General features: G+C 61.4%; 13 protein-coding genes. 8 read left to right on the plus strand and 5 right to left on the minus strand.

The genetic code is table 11. The features are described 5' to 3' along the window. The first annotated feature begins 14 nt into the window (after nucleotides 1–14). The gene (locus tag ACQRBV_RS15760) at nucleotides 15–137 is read left to right on the plus strand and encodes a PA1414 family protein (protein ID WP_003193089.1); all 123 of its coding nucleotides are present in this window, start codon (nucleotides 15–17) and stop codon (nucleotides 135–137) included. Nucleotides 138–374: 237 nt separating this feature from the next. Here ACQRBV_RS15760 and ACQRBV_RS15765 read toward each other — a convergent pair whose 3' ends face one another. The 4 genes from ACQRBV_RS15765 to speB are packed head-to-tail and all read right to left on the minus strand — an operon-like array spanning nucleotide 375 to nucleotide 4698. After that, on the minus strand, nucleotides 375–1757 hold the full coding sequence (locus ACQRBV_RS15765; RefSeq protein ID WP_060756111.1) for a sodium:solute symporter: 1383 nt from the start codon (nucleotides 1755–1757) through the stop codon (nucleotides 375–377). A 23-nt stretch (nucleotides 1758–1780) separates the two neighbouring features. Beyond that, nucleotides 1781–3304 (minus strand): purine-cytosine permease family protein, encoded by a 1524-nt coding sequence (locus tag ACQRBV_RS15770; protein ID WP_411985171.1) that lies wholly within the window; start codon nucleotides 3302–3304, stop codon nucleotides 1781–1783. A gap of 21 nt (nucleotides 3305–3325) precedes the next feature. Beyond that, entirely contained in the window at nucleotides 3326–3748 is a 423-nt protein-coding gene (locus ACQRBV_RS15775) for a YybH family protein (protein ID WP_411985170.1), read from the minus strand. After that, nucleotides 3748–4698 (minus strand): agmatinase, encoded by a 951-nt coding sequence (gene speB, locus ACQRBV_RS15780; protein WP_104994461.1) that lies wholly within the window; start codon nucleotides 4696–4698, stop codon nucleotides 3748–3750. The genes ACQRBV_RS15775 and speB overlap by 1 nt, the downstream gene beginning before the upstream one ends. Before the next feature lie 187 nt (nucleotides 4699–4885). Here speB and ACQRBV_RS15785 point away from each other — a divergent pair, with 187 nt between their 5' ends. The 7 genes from ACQRBV_RS15785 (at nucleotide 4886) to ACQRBV_RS15815 (ending at nucleotide 12787) form a co-directional block, all read left to right on the plus strand. Further along, nucleotides 4886–5779 (plus strand): LysR family transcriptional regulator, encoded by an 894-nt coding sequence (locus ACQRBV_RS15785; RefSeq protein ID WP_017134867.1) that lies wholly within the window; start codon nucleotides 4886–4888, stop codon nucleotides 5777–5779. Nucleotides 5780–5785: 6 nt separating this feature from the next. Continuing rightward, nucleotides 5786–6391 (plus strand): tRNA-uridine aminocarboxypropyltransferase, encoded by a 606-nt coding sequence (locus tag ACQRBV_RS15790; protein ID WP_198762162.1) that lies wholly within the window; start codon nucleotides 5786–5788, stop codon nucleotides 6389–6391. 232 nt (nucleotides 6392–6623) lie between these two features. Continuing rightward, on the plus strand, nucleotides 6624–7526 hold the full coding sequence (gene cysM / locus ACQRBV_RS15795) for a cysteine synthase CysM (protein ID WP_411985205.1): 903 nt from the start codon (nucleotides 6624–6626) through the stop codon (nucleotides 7524–7526). Continuing rightward, a complete protein-coding gene (gene rlmD / locus ACQRBV_RS15800; protein ID WP_090369441.1) occupies nucleotides 7526–8878 on the plus strand; it encodes a 23S rRNA (uracil(1939)-C(5))-methyltransferase RlmD in 1353 nt (450 codons plus the stop codon). The genes cysM and rlmD overlap by 1 nt, the downstream gene beginning before the upstream one ends. A gap of 124 nt (nucleotides 8879–9002) precedes the next feature. Beyond that, complete coding sequence (relA, locus tag ACQRBV_RS15805; RefSeq protein ID WP_161549104.1) at nucleotides 9003–11246, plus strand: GTP diphosphokinase; 2244 nt, start codon at nucleotides 9003–9005, stop codon at nucleotides 11244–11246. A 136-nt stretch (nucleotides 11247–11382) separates the two neighbouring features. Next, a complete protein-coding gene (gene mazG / locus ACQRBV_RS15810; RefSeq protein ID WP_411985169.1) occupies nucleotides 11383–12216 on the plus strand; it encodes a nucleoside triphosphate pyrophosphohydrolase in 834 nt (277 codons plus the stop codon). A 25-nt stretch (nucleotides 12217–12241) separates the two neighbouring features. Further along, nucleotides 12242–12787 (plus strand): DUF2058 domain-containing protein, encoded by a 546-nt coding sequence (locus tag ACQRBV_RS15815; protein WP_060756101.1) that lies wholly within the window; start codon nucleotides 12242–12244, stop codon nucleotides 12785–12787. A gap of 59 nt (nucleotides 12788–12846) precedes the next feature. Here ACQRBV_RS15815 and ACQRBV_RS15820 read toward each other — a convergent pair whose 3' ends face one another. Next, a complete protein-coding gene (locus ACQRBV_RS15820) occupies nucleotides 12847–14958 on the minus strand; it encodes a TonB-dependent receptor (RefSeq protein ID WP_411985168.1) in 2112 nt (703 codons plus the stop codon). Nucleotides 14959–14963: the final 5 nt, after the last annotated feature.

Raw genomic sequence — 14963 nt, forward strand, 5'->3', positions numbered from 1 at the left:
AGGGGGGCACCACCATGAAAGAGAAAATTCAGAACTGGCTCCATGACCTCGGCGTGGCACTCGGCTTGATCGAGCCGCCGCTGCAACCGGTGCCTATTCGTACGGATGATGAGCAACGCCGTCCCCGTCGCAGGTAAGCCCTGAGGCGCTCATGTGATCGTGGCCGTGATCATGCGGGCGTTGAGGGCGTGGGTCTTCTTCGGAGTGCCTTCCGTGCTCCTTATGCCTTAAGCGGCCGCGTTTTTTATTATCGTGTTCCGAATGCAAGACCTGCGGCGATCTGTTTGAGAAGGCTTGGCAGCAGCCCCCAAAAAAACGGGCGCGACACCCGACGTCGCACCCGCTGAAGCAACCGCTTTAAATCCTGTTGCGCCTCAAACCGCCCGGGCTACCGATGCCTGGGGGCTGCGCGACAACATACTCACCACCACGAAGCTCACCAGCCCAATCGCCAGGCTGTAGTAGATCGGCGTATTCGCGTCCAACCCATCCTTGATCATGAATACCAGCGCCGTCACAAAGCCCAGGGTCATGGAGGTGATCGCGCCTGAGGTGGTTGCCCGCTTCCAGAAGATCGCACCGATCAGTGGGATCAGCATGCCACCCACCAACAGGTTGTAGGCCAGGGTCAACGCGCTGATCACATCGTTGACCACCAGTGCGATGCCCAGTACGGCAATGCCGGTGAGCATGGTGAACAGGCGGTTGACCGCCAGGCTCGACGGTTTGCCGCCACGCAAGCGCGGCAGCAGGTCTTCGGTCAATACCGTGGAGGCCGCCAGTAAGCCGGCGCTGGCGGTGGACATCATCGCGGCCAGGGCCGCAGCAATTACCAGGCCGCGGATGCCATCCGGCAGCGAGGCTTTGACGATGGCGGCGAAGGCGTTGTTGACGTTGTCCAGGTTGGGGAGCAGTACATGCGCCGCCATGCCAATCAGCGCGCAGGCCAGGCCGTAGAGGATGCAGTAGAAACCGGCGAAAGTGCCTGCGTACTTGGCGACCTTTTCATCGCGGGCGGTGAACACTCGCTGCCAGATGTCCTGGCCAATCAGGATGCCGAAAAAGTAGATCATGAAGTAGGTGATGATCGTGTCCCAGCCGATTTCGGTGAAGCTGAAGTTCGATGCCGGCAGCTTGGCGACCAGCTCATCCCAACCGCCGACGCGGTACAGGCAGATGGGGAGCAGGATGAACATCAGGCCGACGGTCTTGATCACGAACTGCACGATATCGGTGAGGGTCAGCGACCACATGCCGCCGATGGTCGAGTACACCACCACCACGCCACCGCCCAGCAGCACCGAGACCCAGAACGGCAGGCCGAACAGCACTTGCAGTACGGTGCCAATGGCCAGGATCGAGGTCACGCCGATCATCAAGGCATAGGCCAGCATGATCACCGCACTCGCTTGACGGGCCATGGGGTTGTAGCGTTTTTCCAGAACCTGGGTGACGGTGAAGATTTTCAGCTTCAGCAGCGGCTTGGCCAGGAACAGGTTCAGCGCGATGATCCCGGCGCCCAGCGCGGCGCACAGCCAGAAACCGGAAATACCATGCACATAACCCAGGCGCACGGTGCCGACCGTAGATGCACCGCCCAGTACGGTGGCGGCCATGGTGCCCATGTACAGCGACGGCCCCAGGTTGCGGCCAGCCACCAGATAGTCCTCGTGGGTCTTGGCGCGGCGCATGCCGTAGTAGCCGAGCACGAGCATGCCGGCGGCGTAGATGAGTACGACGAATAAATCCAAAGCCATGACGGCGGTTCTCCGATTATTTTTTATTGTGCTGAAGGCGCTTGCTGTGGCGAGGGAACATGCGGTGGTGAGGGTGAACGCTCCCTCGCCACGACAGCCGGCCCATAAACCGAGGCCGGCTCGGGAAACAGCCGCAGCAAGGTCAGGTACACCACCGAGGCCAGCCCCAAGGTCACCGGCAGGCTGATGTCGATGCCATCCGCCAGGTTGCCCAGCGGCCCGACAAACTGCCCCGGCAGGTTGACGAAGCACAGGCCCACCAGTGCACTCGGGATCCAGGCCCCGAGCCCGCGCCAGTTCCAGCCATGGTTGAACCAGTAGTGACCGCCGGTCTCACCACGGGTAAACACTTGCAGATCGTCCGGGCAGTAGAAGCCCCGGCGTACGATCAGGCCGATGATCATCATCACCATCCACGGCGTGGTGCAGGTGATGATCAGCACGGCGAAGGTCGAGACGCTTTGCACCAGGTTGGCGGCGAAACGTCCGATAAAGATGAAGGCTATCGACATCACCCCAATCAGCAATGTGGCCTTGACCCGCGACAGCAGGCGTGGGAACACGCTGGACATGTCCAGCCCGGTGCCATACAGCGAGGTGGTGCCGGTGGACATGCCGCCGATCACTGCGATCAGGCACACCGGCAGGAAGAACCAGCTCGGCGCCACCGCCAGCAGGCCGCCGACATAATTGTTGGCCGCGATGTAGTCCGGCGCCTTGATCGCCACGATGGTCGCGGTGACCAGGCCGAACAGGAACGGGATCAAAGTGGCGATTTGCGCCAGGACCACCGCCAGCATGATTCGACCTTTCGGTGTTTCACGCGGGATATAGCGCGACCAGTCACCCAGGAACGCCCCGAAGGAAATCGGATTGCTCATGGCCACTAATGCGGCGCCGATAAACGCCGCCCAGAAACCCGGCTGACCCAGCGCTACAGTGCCGGCGAACTGGCTGTCGAAGGCCGGCGCAAACGCGAAGATCCCCAGCAGGAACAACAGGCTCGCCGCCCATACGGCGATACGGTTGACCCACAACATGAAGCGAAAGCCGTAGATGCACACCGTGAGCACCAAGAGGGCGAACAGGCCATAGGCCAAACCCAGGGTCAGGTCGGTTTCCGGCAGGCCAATCAGACGTTTCGCACCACCGACCAAGGCATCACCTGAACTCCACACCGAGAGTGAGAAGAAGGCAATCGCGGTCAGCAGCGACAGAAATGAGCCGACAATCCGCCCGTGCACGCCGAAGTGCGCACCGGAAGACACCGCGTTGTTGGTGCCATTGATCGGCCCGAACAGGCCCATGGGGGCCAGGATCAACGCGCCCACCAGCACGCCCAGTACGATCGCCCAGGCGCCGGCCTGGAACGACAGGCCGAACAGCACGGGAAATGAGCCCAGCACGGCGGTGGCAAAGGTATTGGCACCGCCGAAGATCAGGCGGAACAGATCCTTGGGGCTGGCGGTACGTTCGTGGTCCGGGATCTGTTCGACCCCGTTGGTTTCTATTTTTCGAATACTTTTATCGTTGTTTTTATTATTCATGATCAGCTCCGATCACATTGGCTAATGGGGCGGCAGCCCTTCCGGCATAGCGGATAAATGTTCGTGACAGGCCAGCCACAGGCCCTCTTGTTGTTCTGCGCGCAACCGTTGCCGTCTGAAGACAATGGTTTCGCGTTCCTGGCTATTGAATTGCTCCCCGTTCATGCGCAGCTCGGTGGCCACGTCATGAATCAATATCGCCACGTCACCTTGCAGGCTGACGGTGGCGTTGCTTGAGGTGCAGGACAGCACCTCAAACCCCTCATCCTGGCGCCAGCTGTCCCACAACGCCTGGTAGGCGTCGCGGCTGAGCAGCGGCTCGGGGAGGGTGTAGAACACAAAGGTGGCATCGGCCGTGAACGCGTCGAAATAAGCGGCGCGGTCATTGCGGGCAAACGCCGACACCAGGTCGGCGGCAGCTTTCAGCACGGCTTGCGCGCTCATCAGCGATGCGCCACGCCAGGCAGTACGCAGAGCATCTCGTACAGCAAGTTGGCGCCCAGCAGCGAGGTGTTGCCGGTGGTGTCGTACGGTGGCGAAACTTCCACCAGGTCGCAACCAATCAGGTCCAGGCCCTGGCAGCCGCGGATGATCTCGATCGCCTGGATGGTGGTCAGCCCGCCGATTTCCGGGGTGCCGGTGCCCGGCGCCCAGGCCGGGTCGATGCCGTCGATATCAAAGCTCAGGTACACCGGGCCACCGCCGACTTTTTCACGCACTTCGGCCATCAAGGGGGCGAGGGAGTGGTGCCAGCATTCTTCGGCCTGGACCACGCGAAAGCCCTGTTTGCGGCTCCAGTTAAAGTCTTCGGCGGTGTAGCCCTGGGCGCGCAGGCCGATCTGCACCACACGGTCGCAATCGAGCAAGCCTTCTTCGACGGCGCGGCGGAAGGTGGTGCCGTGGGCGATTTTCTCACCGAACATGTGGTCGTTGACGTCAGCATGGGCATCGATGTGCACCAGGCCGACCTTGCCGTGTTTTTTGTGGATCGCGCGCAGGATCGGCAAGGTGATGGTGTGGTCACCGCCCAGGGTCAGCGGGATCACGTCGTGGTCAAGAATCTCGTCGTAGGCTTCTTCGATGATGCGCACGGCGTCGAGCAGGTTGAACGTGTTGATCGCCACGTCGCCGATATCGGCCACCGACAGCGAGTCGAAAGGGGCGGCACCGGTGGCCATGTTGTAGGGGCGGATCATCACCGATTCGGCGCGGATTTCACGCGGCCCGAAGCGTGTGCCGGCACGCAGTGAAGTGCCGATATCCAAGGGCACGCCGATAAAGGCGGCGTCCAGGCCCTGGGCCGTTTGCAGGTGGGGCAGGCGCATCATGGTGGCGATGCCGGCGAAGCGCGGCATTTCGTTGCCGCCCAGTGGTTGGTGGAAAATCTTGTCCACGGGAGTGCCTCATCGTTGTTTTGTTTATTAGCGGCCGATTTTGCGAAAAGCCCGTGGCGGGAAGAATCGGCAGGGGCAAATACTTAGTTCAGGTTTTTCTAAACTAATCCCCAGGGGTAAACTCTCTGGGTTGTAGTGAGCGGGCAAGCCCGCTCACTACAAGCCAACTGAACACTGTGGAGAGCCCATGGCCAACGCCTTGCCCGACTTGAAACTGCTGCGCATCTTCGTCAGCGTGGTGCGCCACCAGGGCTTCGCCAATGCTCAGCACGAACTCAACCTGTCGACGTCAGCCATCAGCACCTACATGAGCCAACTGGAGTCGGCGTTGGGCCTGGTGCTGTGCCATCGCGGGCGGGGCGGGTTCAGCCTGACCAGCAAGGGCGAGTTGTTCCATCAGGAAACCCTGCGCCTGCTCGGTGAACTCGAAGGTTTCGAGCAATACGCCGCCGCGTTGAAAGGCGAGTTGCGCGGCACCCTCAAGCTGGGCGTGCTCGATTCCACTGTCAGCGACAAGGCGTTGCCATTTGCCGAAGTGATCGGCGCCTACAGCCTGGAACACCCGGCGGTGCATTTGCATCTGTCGGTGATGAGCCCGTACGAATTGCAACTGGGGGTGCAGGACAATCGCCTGGACCTGGCCATCGGCGCTTTTTCCAACCGCATGAGCGGGTTGATCTACATGCCGCTGTATCGCGAGCAGCACTGGTTGTATTGCAGCACGCGGCACCCGCTGTTCAACGAGCGGCGCATCCCCGAACAAGTGATCACCCAGCAACGCATGGTCGGCCGCGGCTACTGGAGCCAGGCGGAACTGGCGCGCCATGGCTTCAAGCACAGCGCCGCCACGGTGGAAAGTATGGAGGCGCAACTGATCCTGGTGCTGTCCGGTGCTTACATCGGCTACCTGCCCGAGCACTATGCCCAGGCGTGGGCCGACAAGGGCGACCTGCGCGTGTTGCTGCCGGCGACTTTCGGCTACCAGGCGCCGTTCTCCATGATCATGCGTCGGGGCCGCAGCCGCGAGCCGTTGATCCAGACGTTCCGCGACTTGCTCAAAGCCCAGCTCAACCAGGCCTGAAAAATCATGTCCAGACCCCAATGTTCCCGTTGCCTCAGGCCCGTCACCCATTGCCTGTGCCCGTTGATCCCCTGCCTCGACAGTCGCACGCGAGTGTTGCTGTTGCAGCACCCGAGCGAGGTCAACCATGCGCTGAATACCGCACGCTTGGCGGCGTTGGGGTTGAACAATGCGCAGTTGGTAGTGGGCGAGGTGTTTGCAGATTTGCCGACTTTACTGAACCCGCCCGGTTATCGGGCGCGGTTGTTGTTCCCGGCGGATGATGCCCAGCCTTTGCAGGCCTATGCGCCGGACGAGCAGCCCTTGTTGTTGGTAGTGCCCGATGGCACCTGGCGCAAGGCGCGTAAACTGTTGCACCTCAATCCGTTGTTGGCGGCGTTGCCGAGGGTGACGCTGGCCGAGGGCGGTGTTTCGCGTTACCGGCTGCGCAAGGCACCGGGGCCGGGAGCGCTGTCGACGCTGGAGGCGATTGTGCAAGCGCTGCAGGTGCTGGAAGCACCGGTATCGTTCGAACCGTTGCTCAAACCCTTTGAAGCGCTGATCGAGGGGCAGATTGCGGCGATGGGTGAGGAGGTGTTTCAGAGAAATCATGGTGATGGGCAGTCGGGTTAGCCCGGAGATCGAGGTGCGGCTATCGGGAGCAAGCCCCCTCCCACAGAGAAACGAGTGACACCATGGGAATGCGGTCATCTGTGGGAGGGGGCTTGCTCCCGATAGCGGTAGTACAGGCGCCCATTGATCCACATATTCCAATAAGTAATAAACACCACACTTTGCGTGATATGGCCCGCCGACCTTTCCCGGTATGATGTTCGCCCCCGGCAGTCTGGATTGCGAATACGCCATGACCTTGCAGTACCCAACAATCGCCGATTGCGTCGGCAACACGCCCCTGGTCCGCTTGCAACGCATGGCGGGTGAAACCAGCAATACCCTGTTGCTCAAGCTCGAAGGGAACAACCCGGCGGGCTCGGTCAAAGACCGCCCGGCGCTGTCGATGATCACCCGCGCCGAGTTGCGCGGGCAGATCAAGCCTGGCGACACCCTGATCGAAGCCACCTCCGGCAACACCGGGATCGCCCTGGCCATGGCTGCCGCGATCAAGGGCTACAAGATGATCCTGATCATGCCCGACAACGGCAGCGCCGAACGCAAGGCGGCGATGACCGCCTATGGCGCCCAGTTGATCCTGGTCACCCAGGAAGAAGGCATGGAAGGCGCGCGTGACCTCGCCGAGCGCATGGCCGCCGAAGGTCGTGGCCTGGTACTGGACCAGTTCGCCAATGGCGATAACCCAGAGGCGCACTACACCAGCACCGGCCCGGAAATCTGGCGCCAGACCCAGGGCACCATCACTCATTTCGTCAGCTCCATGGGCACCACCGGCACCATCATGGGCAACTCGCGTTATCTCAAGGAGCAGAACCAGGCGATCCAGATCGTCGGCCTGCAACCGATGGAGGGCGCGTCGATCCCGGGTATCCGCCGTTGGCCCGAAGAGTACTTGCCGAAGATCTACAGCGCGACGCGCGTAGACCGCATCATCGACATGGCCCAGCGTGAAGCCGAAGACACCACCCGCCGTCTGGCCCGTGAAGAAGGCATCTTCTGCGGCGTGTCCTCGGGTGGCGCGGTGGCGGGCATGCTGCGCTTGTCCCGGGAAGTGGAAAACGCGGTGATCGTCGCGATCATCTGTGACCGAGGCGACCGTTACCTGTCGACCGGCATTTTCGACGAACCCAACTGATGGCCAAGCACGAAAGAGGCCTGCGCTTCCAACCGACGGGCGGTAGCCGGGCCCCGCAGATTCCGGTGGGCAAGAAACAACGCCTGACCATCGAGCGCCTGGCCAATGACGGCCGTGGCATTGTGTACTTTGAAGGCCGTACCTGGTTCGTCAATGGCGCCCTGGCCGGTGAGGACGTGGAAGCGCGGGTGTTGGGCGCTCATGGCAAGATCGTCGAGGCGCGCACCGAGCGCGTATTCACCGCCAGCGAACTGCGGCGCCCGGCACCCTGTGCCCACGTGGGGCGTTGTGGTGGCTGCAGCGTGCAGCACTTGCCCCATGCCGAACAACTTGCCCTGAAACAGCGCATGCTCGCCGAGCAATTGTCGCGTGTGGCCGGTGTTGAGCCGCAGGAATGGGCGGCGCCCTTGAGCGGCCCGGAATTTGGCTACCGTCGCCGCGCCCGCGTGGCCGTGCGCTGGGATGCCAAGGCGAAAAAACTTGAAGTGGGTTTTCGCGCCGTGGCCAGCCAGGACATCGTCGCCATCGATGATTGCCCGGTGCTGGTACAGGCCTTGCAGCCGATCATGCAGCGCTTGCCGAACCTGTTGCGCCGGCTGAGCAAACCGCAGGCCCTGGGGCATGTCGAGTTGTTCAGTGGTACCTCCATCGCCGTGTTGCTGCGGCATATGGCGCCGTTGTCGGAAGCGGACCTGCAGCTCTTGAAAGAATTTTGTGCCTTCCATGAAGCCCAGCTGTGGCTGCATGGCGAAGGACAGCCGGAGCCGGTCGAAGCCGATGCCGTCTTGGGGTTTCGATTGGAACAGTGGGATCTGGAGCTGGCTTACCGGCCTGGCGATTTTGTCCAGGTCAACGCCGCAGTCAACGCGGCGATGGTCGCCCAGGCCCTGGAATGGCTGGCGCCACAACCCGACGAGCGGGTGCTGGACTTGTTTTGCGGGCTTGGCAACTTCGCTCTGCCACTGGCGCGTCAGGTGCGTGAAGTGGTGGCGGTGGAAGGTGTGCAGGCCATGGTGGACCGGGCGGCCGCCAATGCCGTCAGCAATAATTTGCATAACGCACAGTTTTTTCAGGCCGATTTGTCCCAGCCTTTGACTGACACAGAATGGGCCAAACAAGGCTTTTCTGCGGTACTCTTGGACCCACCCCGTGACGGTGCCCTGGAAGTTGTGCGCAAGCTTGCGACCTTCAAGGCCAGGCGTCTGGTGTATGTGTCCTGCAACCCGGCCACGCTGGCGCGGGACACCGTTGAGTTGGTCAAGCAAGGCTACCGGCTAAAGCGTGCCGGGATCCTCGACATGTTTCCGCAAACCGCGCATGTCGAGGCCATGGCGTTATTTGAAGCGGGCTAGGATGCCCGTTTAATCCGACCGGCCTTGTAGTCTCCAGGGCCTGTGACCTGCCGGGGAGAGTGCAGTACAAGGTCGGCGATGATTTTTGACGCATCGAAGGTGCGTCGTAGGGAAGGTAAGCAAGATGGTACAGGTGAGAGCACACCAGCCGATCAACACCGACGGCAGTATCAATCTCGAGGCATGGCTGGATCATGCCGTCAGTGTCGACCCGGCACTGGACCGTGAAGCCTTGAAGGCCGCTTGCGAGTTCGCTCGTGAGTCCGAGCAGCAAAACAATGCGGCCAAGAACCTGTGGGCCGAGGGCACTTCGAGCTTTCGTACCGGGCTTGAGATCGCCGAGATCCTCGCCGATCTCAAGCTCGACCAGGATTCGCTGATCGCCGCCGTGCTCTATCGCGGCGTGCGTGAAGGGCATATCCAACTGGCCACCGTCAGCCAGCGCTTTGGCGCCTTGGTCGCCAAGCTCATCGATGGCGTGGCACGCATGGCCGCCATCAGTGCCAGCCTCAGCCCGCGCCAATCGATGGTGATGGGCACCCAGGGCCAGGTGGAAAACCTGCGCAAGATGCTGGTGGCGATGGTCGACGACGTGCGCGTCGCCCTGATCAAGCTGGCTGAGCGTACCTGCGCGATCCGGGCGGTGAAGACGGCCGATGATGAAAAGCGCAACCGCGTTGCGCGCGAAGTCTTTGATATCTATGCGCCGCTGGCGCATCGCCTGGGTATCGGCCATATCAAGTGGGAGCTGGAGGACTTGTCCTTCCGCTACCTTGAGCCCGAACAATACAAGCAGATCGCTACGCTGCTGCATGAGCGGCGGCTCGACCGCGAGCGCTTTATCTCCGACGTGATGAATCAGCTGCGCTCGGAGTTGCAGGCCACCGGCGTCGAAGCCGATATCAGCGGCCGCGCCAAGCACATCTATTCGATCTGGCGCAAAATGCAGCGCAAGGGCCTGGCCTTCAGCCAGATCTACGATGTGCGCGCCGTGCGCGTGCTGGTGCCGGAAATGCGCGACTGCTACACCGCGCTGGGCATTGTCCACACCTTGTGGCGGCACATTCCCAAGGAGTTCGACGACTACATCGCCAACCCCAAGGAAAACGGCTACCGCTCGCTGCACACTGCGGTAATCGGCCCCGAGGGCAAGGTGCTGGAAGTGCAGATCCGCACCCACGCCATGCACGAAGAGGCGGAGCTGGGCGTGTGCGCGCACTGGCGCTACAAGGGCACCGACGTCAAGGCCGGGTCCAACCAGTACGAAGAGAAGATCTCCTGGCTGCGCCAAGTGCTGGAGTGGCACGAAGAACTGGGCGACATCGGCGGCCTGGCCGAACAGCTGCGCGTGGATATCGAACCGGACCGGGTCTATATCTTCACCCCCGACGGCCATGCCATCGACTTGCCCAAGGGCGCCACGCCGTTGGACTTCGCCTACCGCGTACACACTGAAATCGGCCACAACTGCCGCGGCGCCAAGATCAATGGGCGGATCGTGCCGCTCAACTACACCCTGCAGACCGGTGAACAGGTCGAGATCATCACCAGCAAGCATGGTACGCCGAGCCGTGACTGGCTGAACCCGAACCTGGGCTACATCACCACGTCGCGGGCGCGGGCGAAGATCGTGCATTGGTTCAAATTGCAGGCACGCGACCAGAACGTCGCGGCCGGTAAAACCTTGCTTGAACGCGAACTGGCGCGCCTGGGCTTGCCGCAGGTGGACTTCGACAAGCTGGCTGAAAAGGCCAACATGAAGATTGCCGAAGACATGTTCGCCGCCCTGGGCGCTGGCGACCTGCGTCTGGCGCAACTGGTCAACCTGGCCCAGCAGTTGGTCGAGCCGGAGCGCGGCAGCGAACAGCTGGAACTCATTCCACGCAAAGCCGCCGGCTACAAGCCCGGCAAGCGTGGCGATATCCAGATCCAGGGCGTGGGCAACCTGATGACGCAAATGGCCGGCTGCTGCCAGCCGTTGCCGGGGGACGCCATCGTCGGCTACATCACCCAGGGCCGTGGTGTCAGCATTCACCGGCAGGACTGTGCCTCGGTGCTGCAGTTGGCCGGGCGCGAGCCTGAACGGATCATCCAGGTCAGTTGGGGGCCGGTGCCGGTGCTCACCTATCCGGTGGACATCGTGATTCGTGCGTACGACCGTTCCGGCCTGCTGCGTGACGTATCCCAGGTGCTGCTCAACGAGCGGATCAACGTGTTGGCGGTCAACACCCGTTCGAACAAGGAGGACAACACTGCGTTGATGTCCCTGACGATCGAGATCCCGGGCCTGGATGCGCTGGGGCGGTTGTTGGGGCGTATTTCCCAGTTGCCGAACATCATCGAGACCCGGCGCAACCGCACACCATGAATGGATCAGCACCATCTGAAATGTGGGAGGGGGCTTGCCCCCGATGAGGACAGGTCAGTCGGCATCTATGTTGGCTGACCCACCGCTATCGGGGGCAAGCCCCCTCCCACATTTGATCTTCAGCGGATAGAGATCAATGTATTCACTAGACGACTTGCTGTACCTGATGAACCGCCTGCGGGACCCGCAATACGGGTGCCCGTGGGACATCAGGCAAACCTTCGCGACCATTGTCCCGCACACTTTGGAGGAGGCTTATGAAGTCGCCGACGCCATCGAGCGCGGCGACTTCGACCATCTGCAAGGTGAGCTGGGCGACCTGTTGTTCCAGGTGGTGTATTACAGCCAGTTGGCACGGGAGGAGGGGCGTTTCGAATTTGCCGGCGTGATCGACGGCATCACGCGCAAATTGATTCGCCGCCATCCTCACGTGTTCCCGACGGGCGATCTGTATGCGCCGTTGGATGTTCCCCGATTGAGCGAAGAGCAGGTCAAGGAGCGTTGGGAGCAGATCAAGGCCGAGGAGCGCGCAGAAAAGTCCGATACACCGCTGCAGCTTTCCCTGCTGGACGATGTGCCCACGGCACTGCCTTCGTTGTCCCGTGCCGCCAAATTGCAAAAGCGCGCCAGCCAGGTCGGATTCGACTGGCCCGCCGCTTTGCCGGTGGTGGATAACGTGCGCGAAGAGCTGGATGAAGTGCTTGAAGCCATGGCTGATAACGACTCGGCCGCGATCGCGGATGAAGTCGGCGACCTGCTGTTTGCAGCGGTCAACCTCGCCCGGCATCTCAAGGTTGACCCGGAAACCGCGCTGCGCAGCGCCAATGCCAAGTTTGAACGACGTTTCCGATTTATCGAACAGGCATTGCGCGATACCCAGCGTCCCATAGAAGATTGCACCCTCGAAGAGTTGGACGCCCTGTGGGGCGAAGCCAAACGTCAGGAAAAGAACGTGTCCAACTGCGGTTGAGCAGTTGCCTAAGTGAGTAAGCACCATGAGCCTTTCCCTTCGCGACCAGTTGCTCAAAGCAGGTCTGGTCAACCAAAAGCAGGCCAAGCAGGTCGGCAAAGAGAAACAGAAGCAGCAGCGCCTGGTCCACAAAGGCCAGGCCGAGGCCGATGACACCCAGGCCCGCCTGGCTGCCGAGGCGAAAGCCGAGAAGGTCAAGCGCGACCAGGAATTGAACCGCCAGCAGCAGGAAAAAGCCGAGGCCAAGGCCCGCACCGCGCAGGTCAAGCAGTTGATCGAGACGTCGCGCCTGCCGAAGCTGACCACCGAGGATTACTACAACTTCGTGGATGACAAGAAGGTCAAGCGCCTGTCGGTCAACACCTTGATGCGCAACAAGCTGAGCAACGGTTCCCTGGCGATCGTCCACCACGGTGGCGGTTATGAGGTAATCCCGCGTGAAGCGGCGCTGAAGATCCAGGAGCGCGCGCCGGAGCGTATCGTGCAGCTCAACATCCTGACTGAAAGCCAGGTGCCGGATGAGGATGACCCGTACGCCGCCTACCAGATCCCGGATGATCTGATGTGGTAAGGCTGTAGAAACAACAAACCCCGCTCAAAAGGCGGGGTTTGTGCTTTCAGCCAAGCGTATTACCAATCCACGGCGTAACTCACGCTGAAGGTACGACCCTCGGCATTCGGGTACGGCGCACGCGCGTTGGCCTGGGCGAACATGTTCTGGTAGTTGCGGTTGCTGAGGTTATAGATGGCCCCTTCCAGGCGACCCACCGGCAGCCTGACCGAGCCCAGCAGGTCGACCAGGGTGTAACCCTGGATATCGCGACCGTTGTTGTCCTTGAACGCGGCATCGTAGTCGTCCAGGCGCATGGCTTGCAGGCGCAGGCTGTAATCGTCGTGGTTATAGCCGACAAAGGCGGTGGTCTTGGCCGGGGAGATGCGTGTGGCAGGCAGGTCGATCCATTTACCGTTCTGCTGGGTCTCGCCTTTTGCATAGGCGTACGTGCCGCCGACGGACCACTGATCAGTGACGTTGTAGGTCAGGCTGGTTTCGATACCGCGTACACGTTCTTTCTGGTTGATCAGGCGCAATACGCGGTCATTCGCGTCATAGAACTGGGTGACGTCCGAGGTGTTTTCGTATGCCGTGACGCTGGCCAGCCACTTGTCCCAGTTGCCGCGCCAGCCCAGTTCATAGCTGTCGACCTTGAGCGCTTGGGCATTGAGTTTCTGGATGTCGTACTTGCTGTTGACGTCCCGCAGGAAACGCTGGATATCCGGCAGGGAAAAGCCCTGGCTGAAGTTGACGAACACATCCTGGTTTTCGCTCAGGTGGTACACCGCACCGAGGTTGTAGAGGGTATCGTCATATTTCAGGGTGCCGCCCGGCAAGGTTGCCCGGTTGCCGGTCTGAACGATTTCTCCATAGGCGATGCTGTCGGCAACGTTACTTTCGATCCACTCGCGCCGGACGCCGCCGCGCAGGGTCCAGTCGTCGATGTCGTAGGACAGCTGACCAAAAATCGCCTTGGTGGTGGTCGTGATGTCCGGCCCCAGCTCGAAGGTGGTGCCGGTCTTGGTGTAGGTCAGGCCATTGACCCGGTATTGATCGCCACGCTGGCGTGAGGTTTCGTGGTCATAGTCAGCGCCCCAGACCAGGTTGCCGGTCGCTGGGCCGATGTCGGGCATCTGTGTGTCGATGGCTGCACGCAAGCCGTAGACGTCCTGCACGCTGTTGTTATCGGAAACACCGGCGCGGCCCCGCGACAGGTCCGGGAAGAACAGCGCGTCGGCACGGCGCCAGTAACTTTCGACTTGCAGGCCCTGGCCGTAGAAATCCTTGTCGGTGTAATTGAGGTTGACCGCCTGGTTGTGGGTGAACGGTTGGTCGTCCAGGTCCAGGCCTTTTACTGCAACGGCGGTGTTGCTGTTGCGTGGGTCCTTGGTGTAACGGGTGTCCTGTTCATCTTTATAGTCTTGCAGCGACAGGCTGATCTTCTTGTCGTCATCCAGCTCGTAGCCGAAGCGGCCTTGAAGGTCGTAGGTATCGGTGTCCATGTTGCTGCCCTGGGACGTGTCCTGGGGGATGCGCTTGCCGTTGCCATCGAACTGGTCGTTGCGTTGTACGCCGTTGGCCGACACGTACCAGTCCACGGGACCCTTGCGCCCCGTGGCACTTTGGAACGCCTCGTAGGCGAACCCCTTGTGGCTTAGATTGTTACCGGCGGTCATGCCGATCTTGCTGCTGAACGCGAGGTCTTCACCTTGGTTGCGCTTGGTGATGATATTGATGATGCCGCCCGAAGCTCCGGCCCCGTAGACGCTGCTCGCGCCGGAGATCACTTCGATGCGCTCGATGCTTTCCGGTGCCACGCTGTTGAGTTGGCGGAAGTTGTCGCGCGTCGCGTTCTGGGATACGCCGTCGATCAGGATCAGCGTGTTACGCCCGCGCAGGGTCTGGCCGAAGTTGCTCATACCGCCGCTGGACGGCGAAATGCCGGGTACCAGTTGCCCGAGGATATCCGCAACCCGTCGCCCTGCGCCCGCTTGCTGGCGGATCTGGGCTTCATCGATCACCTGCACCGAGCCTGGGATCGCGGCAATGCTGGTTTCACTGCGCGTGGCCGAGACGACGGTGGCCTGTAATTGCAGGTTAGTGGGCGCAGCTTCGGATGAGTCGGCCCAAGCGGGTGTACTGATGGAGCCGATCAGAGGCAACAGTGCTGCCCATTGCGATTTTTTCATTACCA

It is taken from the genome of Pseudomonas sp. R11F, from assembly GCF_050312575.1.
In the GTDB taxonomy this organism is placed as follows: Bacteria; Pseudomonadota; Gammaproteobacteria; order Pseudomonadales; family Pseudomonadaceae; genus Aquipseudomonas; species Aquipseudomonas palleroniana.

Bases quoted from the DNA above. Each gene is read 5' to 3' on its own strand.
- ACQRBV_RS15760 (WP_003193089.1), top strand. From the start codon at position 15: ATGAAAGAGAAAATTCAGAACTGGCTCCATGACCTCGGCGTGGCACTC.
- ACQRBV_RS15765 (WP_060756111.1), bottom strand. From the start codon at position 1,757: ATGGCTTTGGATTTATTCGTCGTACTCATCTACGCCGCCGGCATGCTC.
- ACQRBV_RS15770 (WP_411985171.1), bottom strand. From the start codon at position 3,304: ATGAATAATAAAAACAACGATAAAAGTATTCGAAAAATAGAAACCAAC.
- ACQRBV_RS15775 (WP_411985170.1), bottom strand. From the start codon at position 3,748: ATGAGCGCGCAAGCCGTGCTGAAAGCTGCCGCCGACCTGGTGTCGGCG.
- ACQRBV_RS15785 (WP_017134867.1), top strand. From the start codon at position 4,886: ATGGCCAACGCCTTGCCCGACTTGAAACTGCTGCGCATCTTCGTCAGC.
- ACQRBV_RS15790 (WP_198762162.1), top strand. From the start codon at position 5,786: ATGTCCAGACCCCAATGTTCCCGTTGCCTCAGGCCCGTCACCCATTGC.
- cysM (WP_411985205.1), top strand. From the start codon at position 6,624: ATGACCTTGCAGTACCCAACAATCGCCGATTGCGTCGGCAACACGCCC.
- rlmD (WP_090369441.1), top strand. From the start codon at position 7,526: ATGGCCAAGCACGAAAGAGGCCTGCGCTTCCAACCGACGGGCGGTAGC.
- relA (WP_161549104.1), top strand. From the start codon at position 9,003: ATGGTACAGGTGAGAGCACACCAGCCGATCAACACCGACGGCAGTATC.
- mazG (WP_411985169.1), top strand. From the start codon at position 11,383: ATGTATTCACTAGACGACTTGCTGTACCTGATGAACCGCCTGCGGGAC.
- ACQRBV_RS15815 (WP_060756101.1), top strand. From the start codon at position 12,242: ATGAGCCTTTCCCTTCGCGACCAGTTGCTCAAAGCAGGTCTGGTCAAC.
- ACQRBV_RS15820 (WP_411985168.1), bottom strand. From the start codon at position 14,958: ATGAAAAAATCGCAATGGGCAGCACTGTTGCCTCTGATCGGCTCCATC.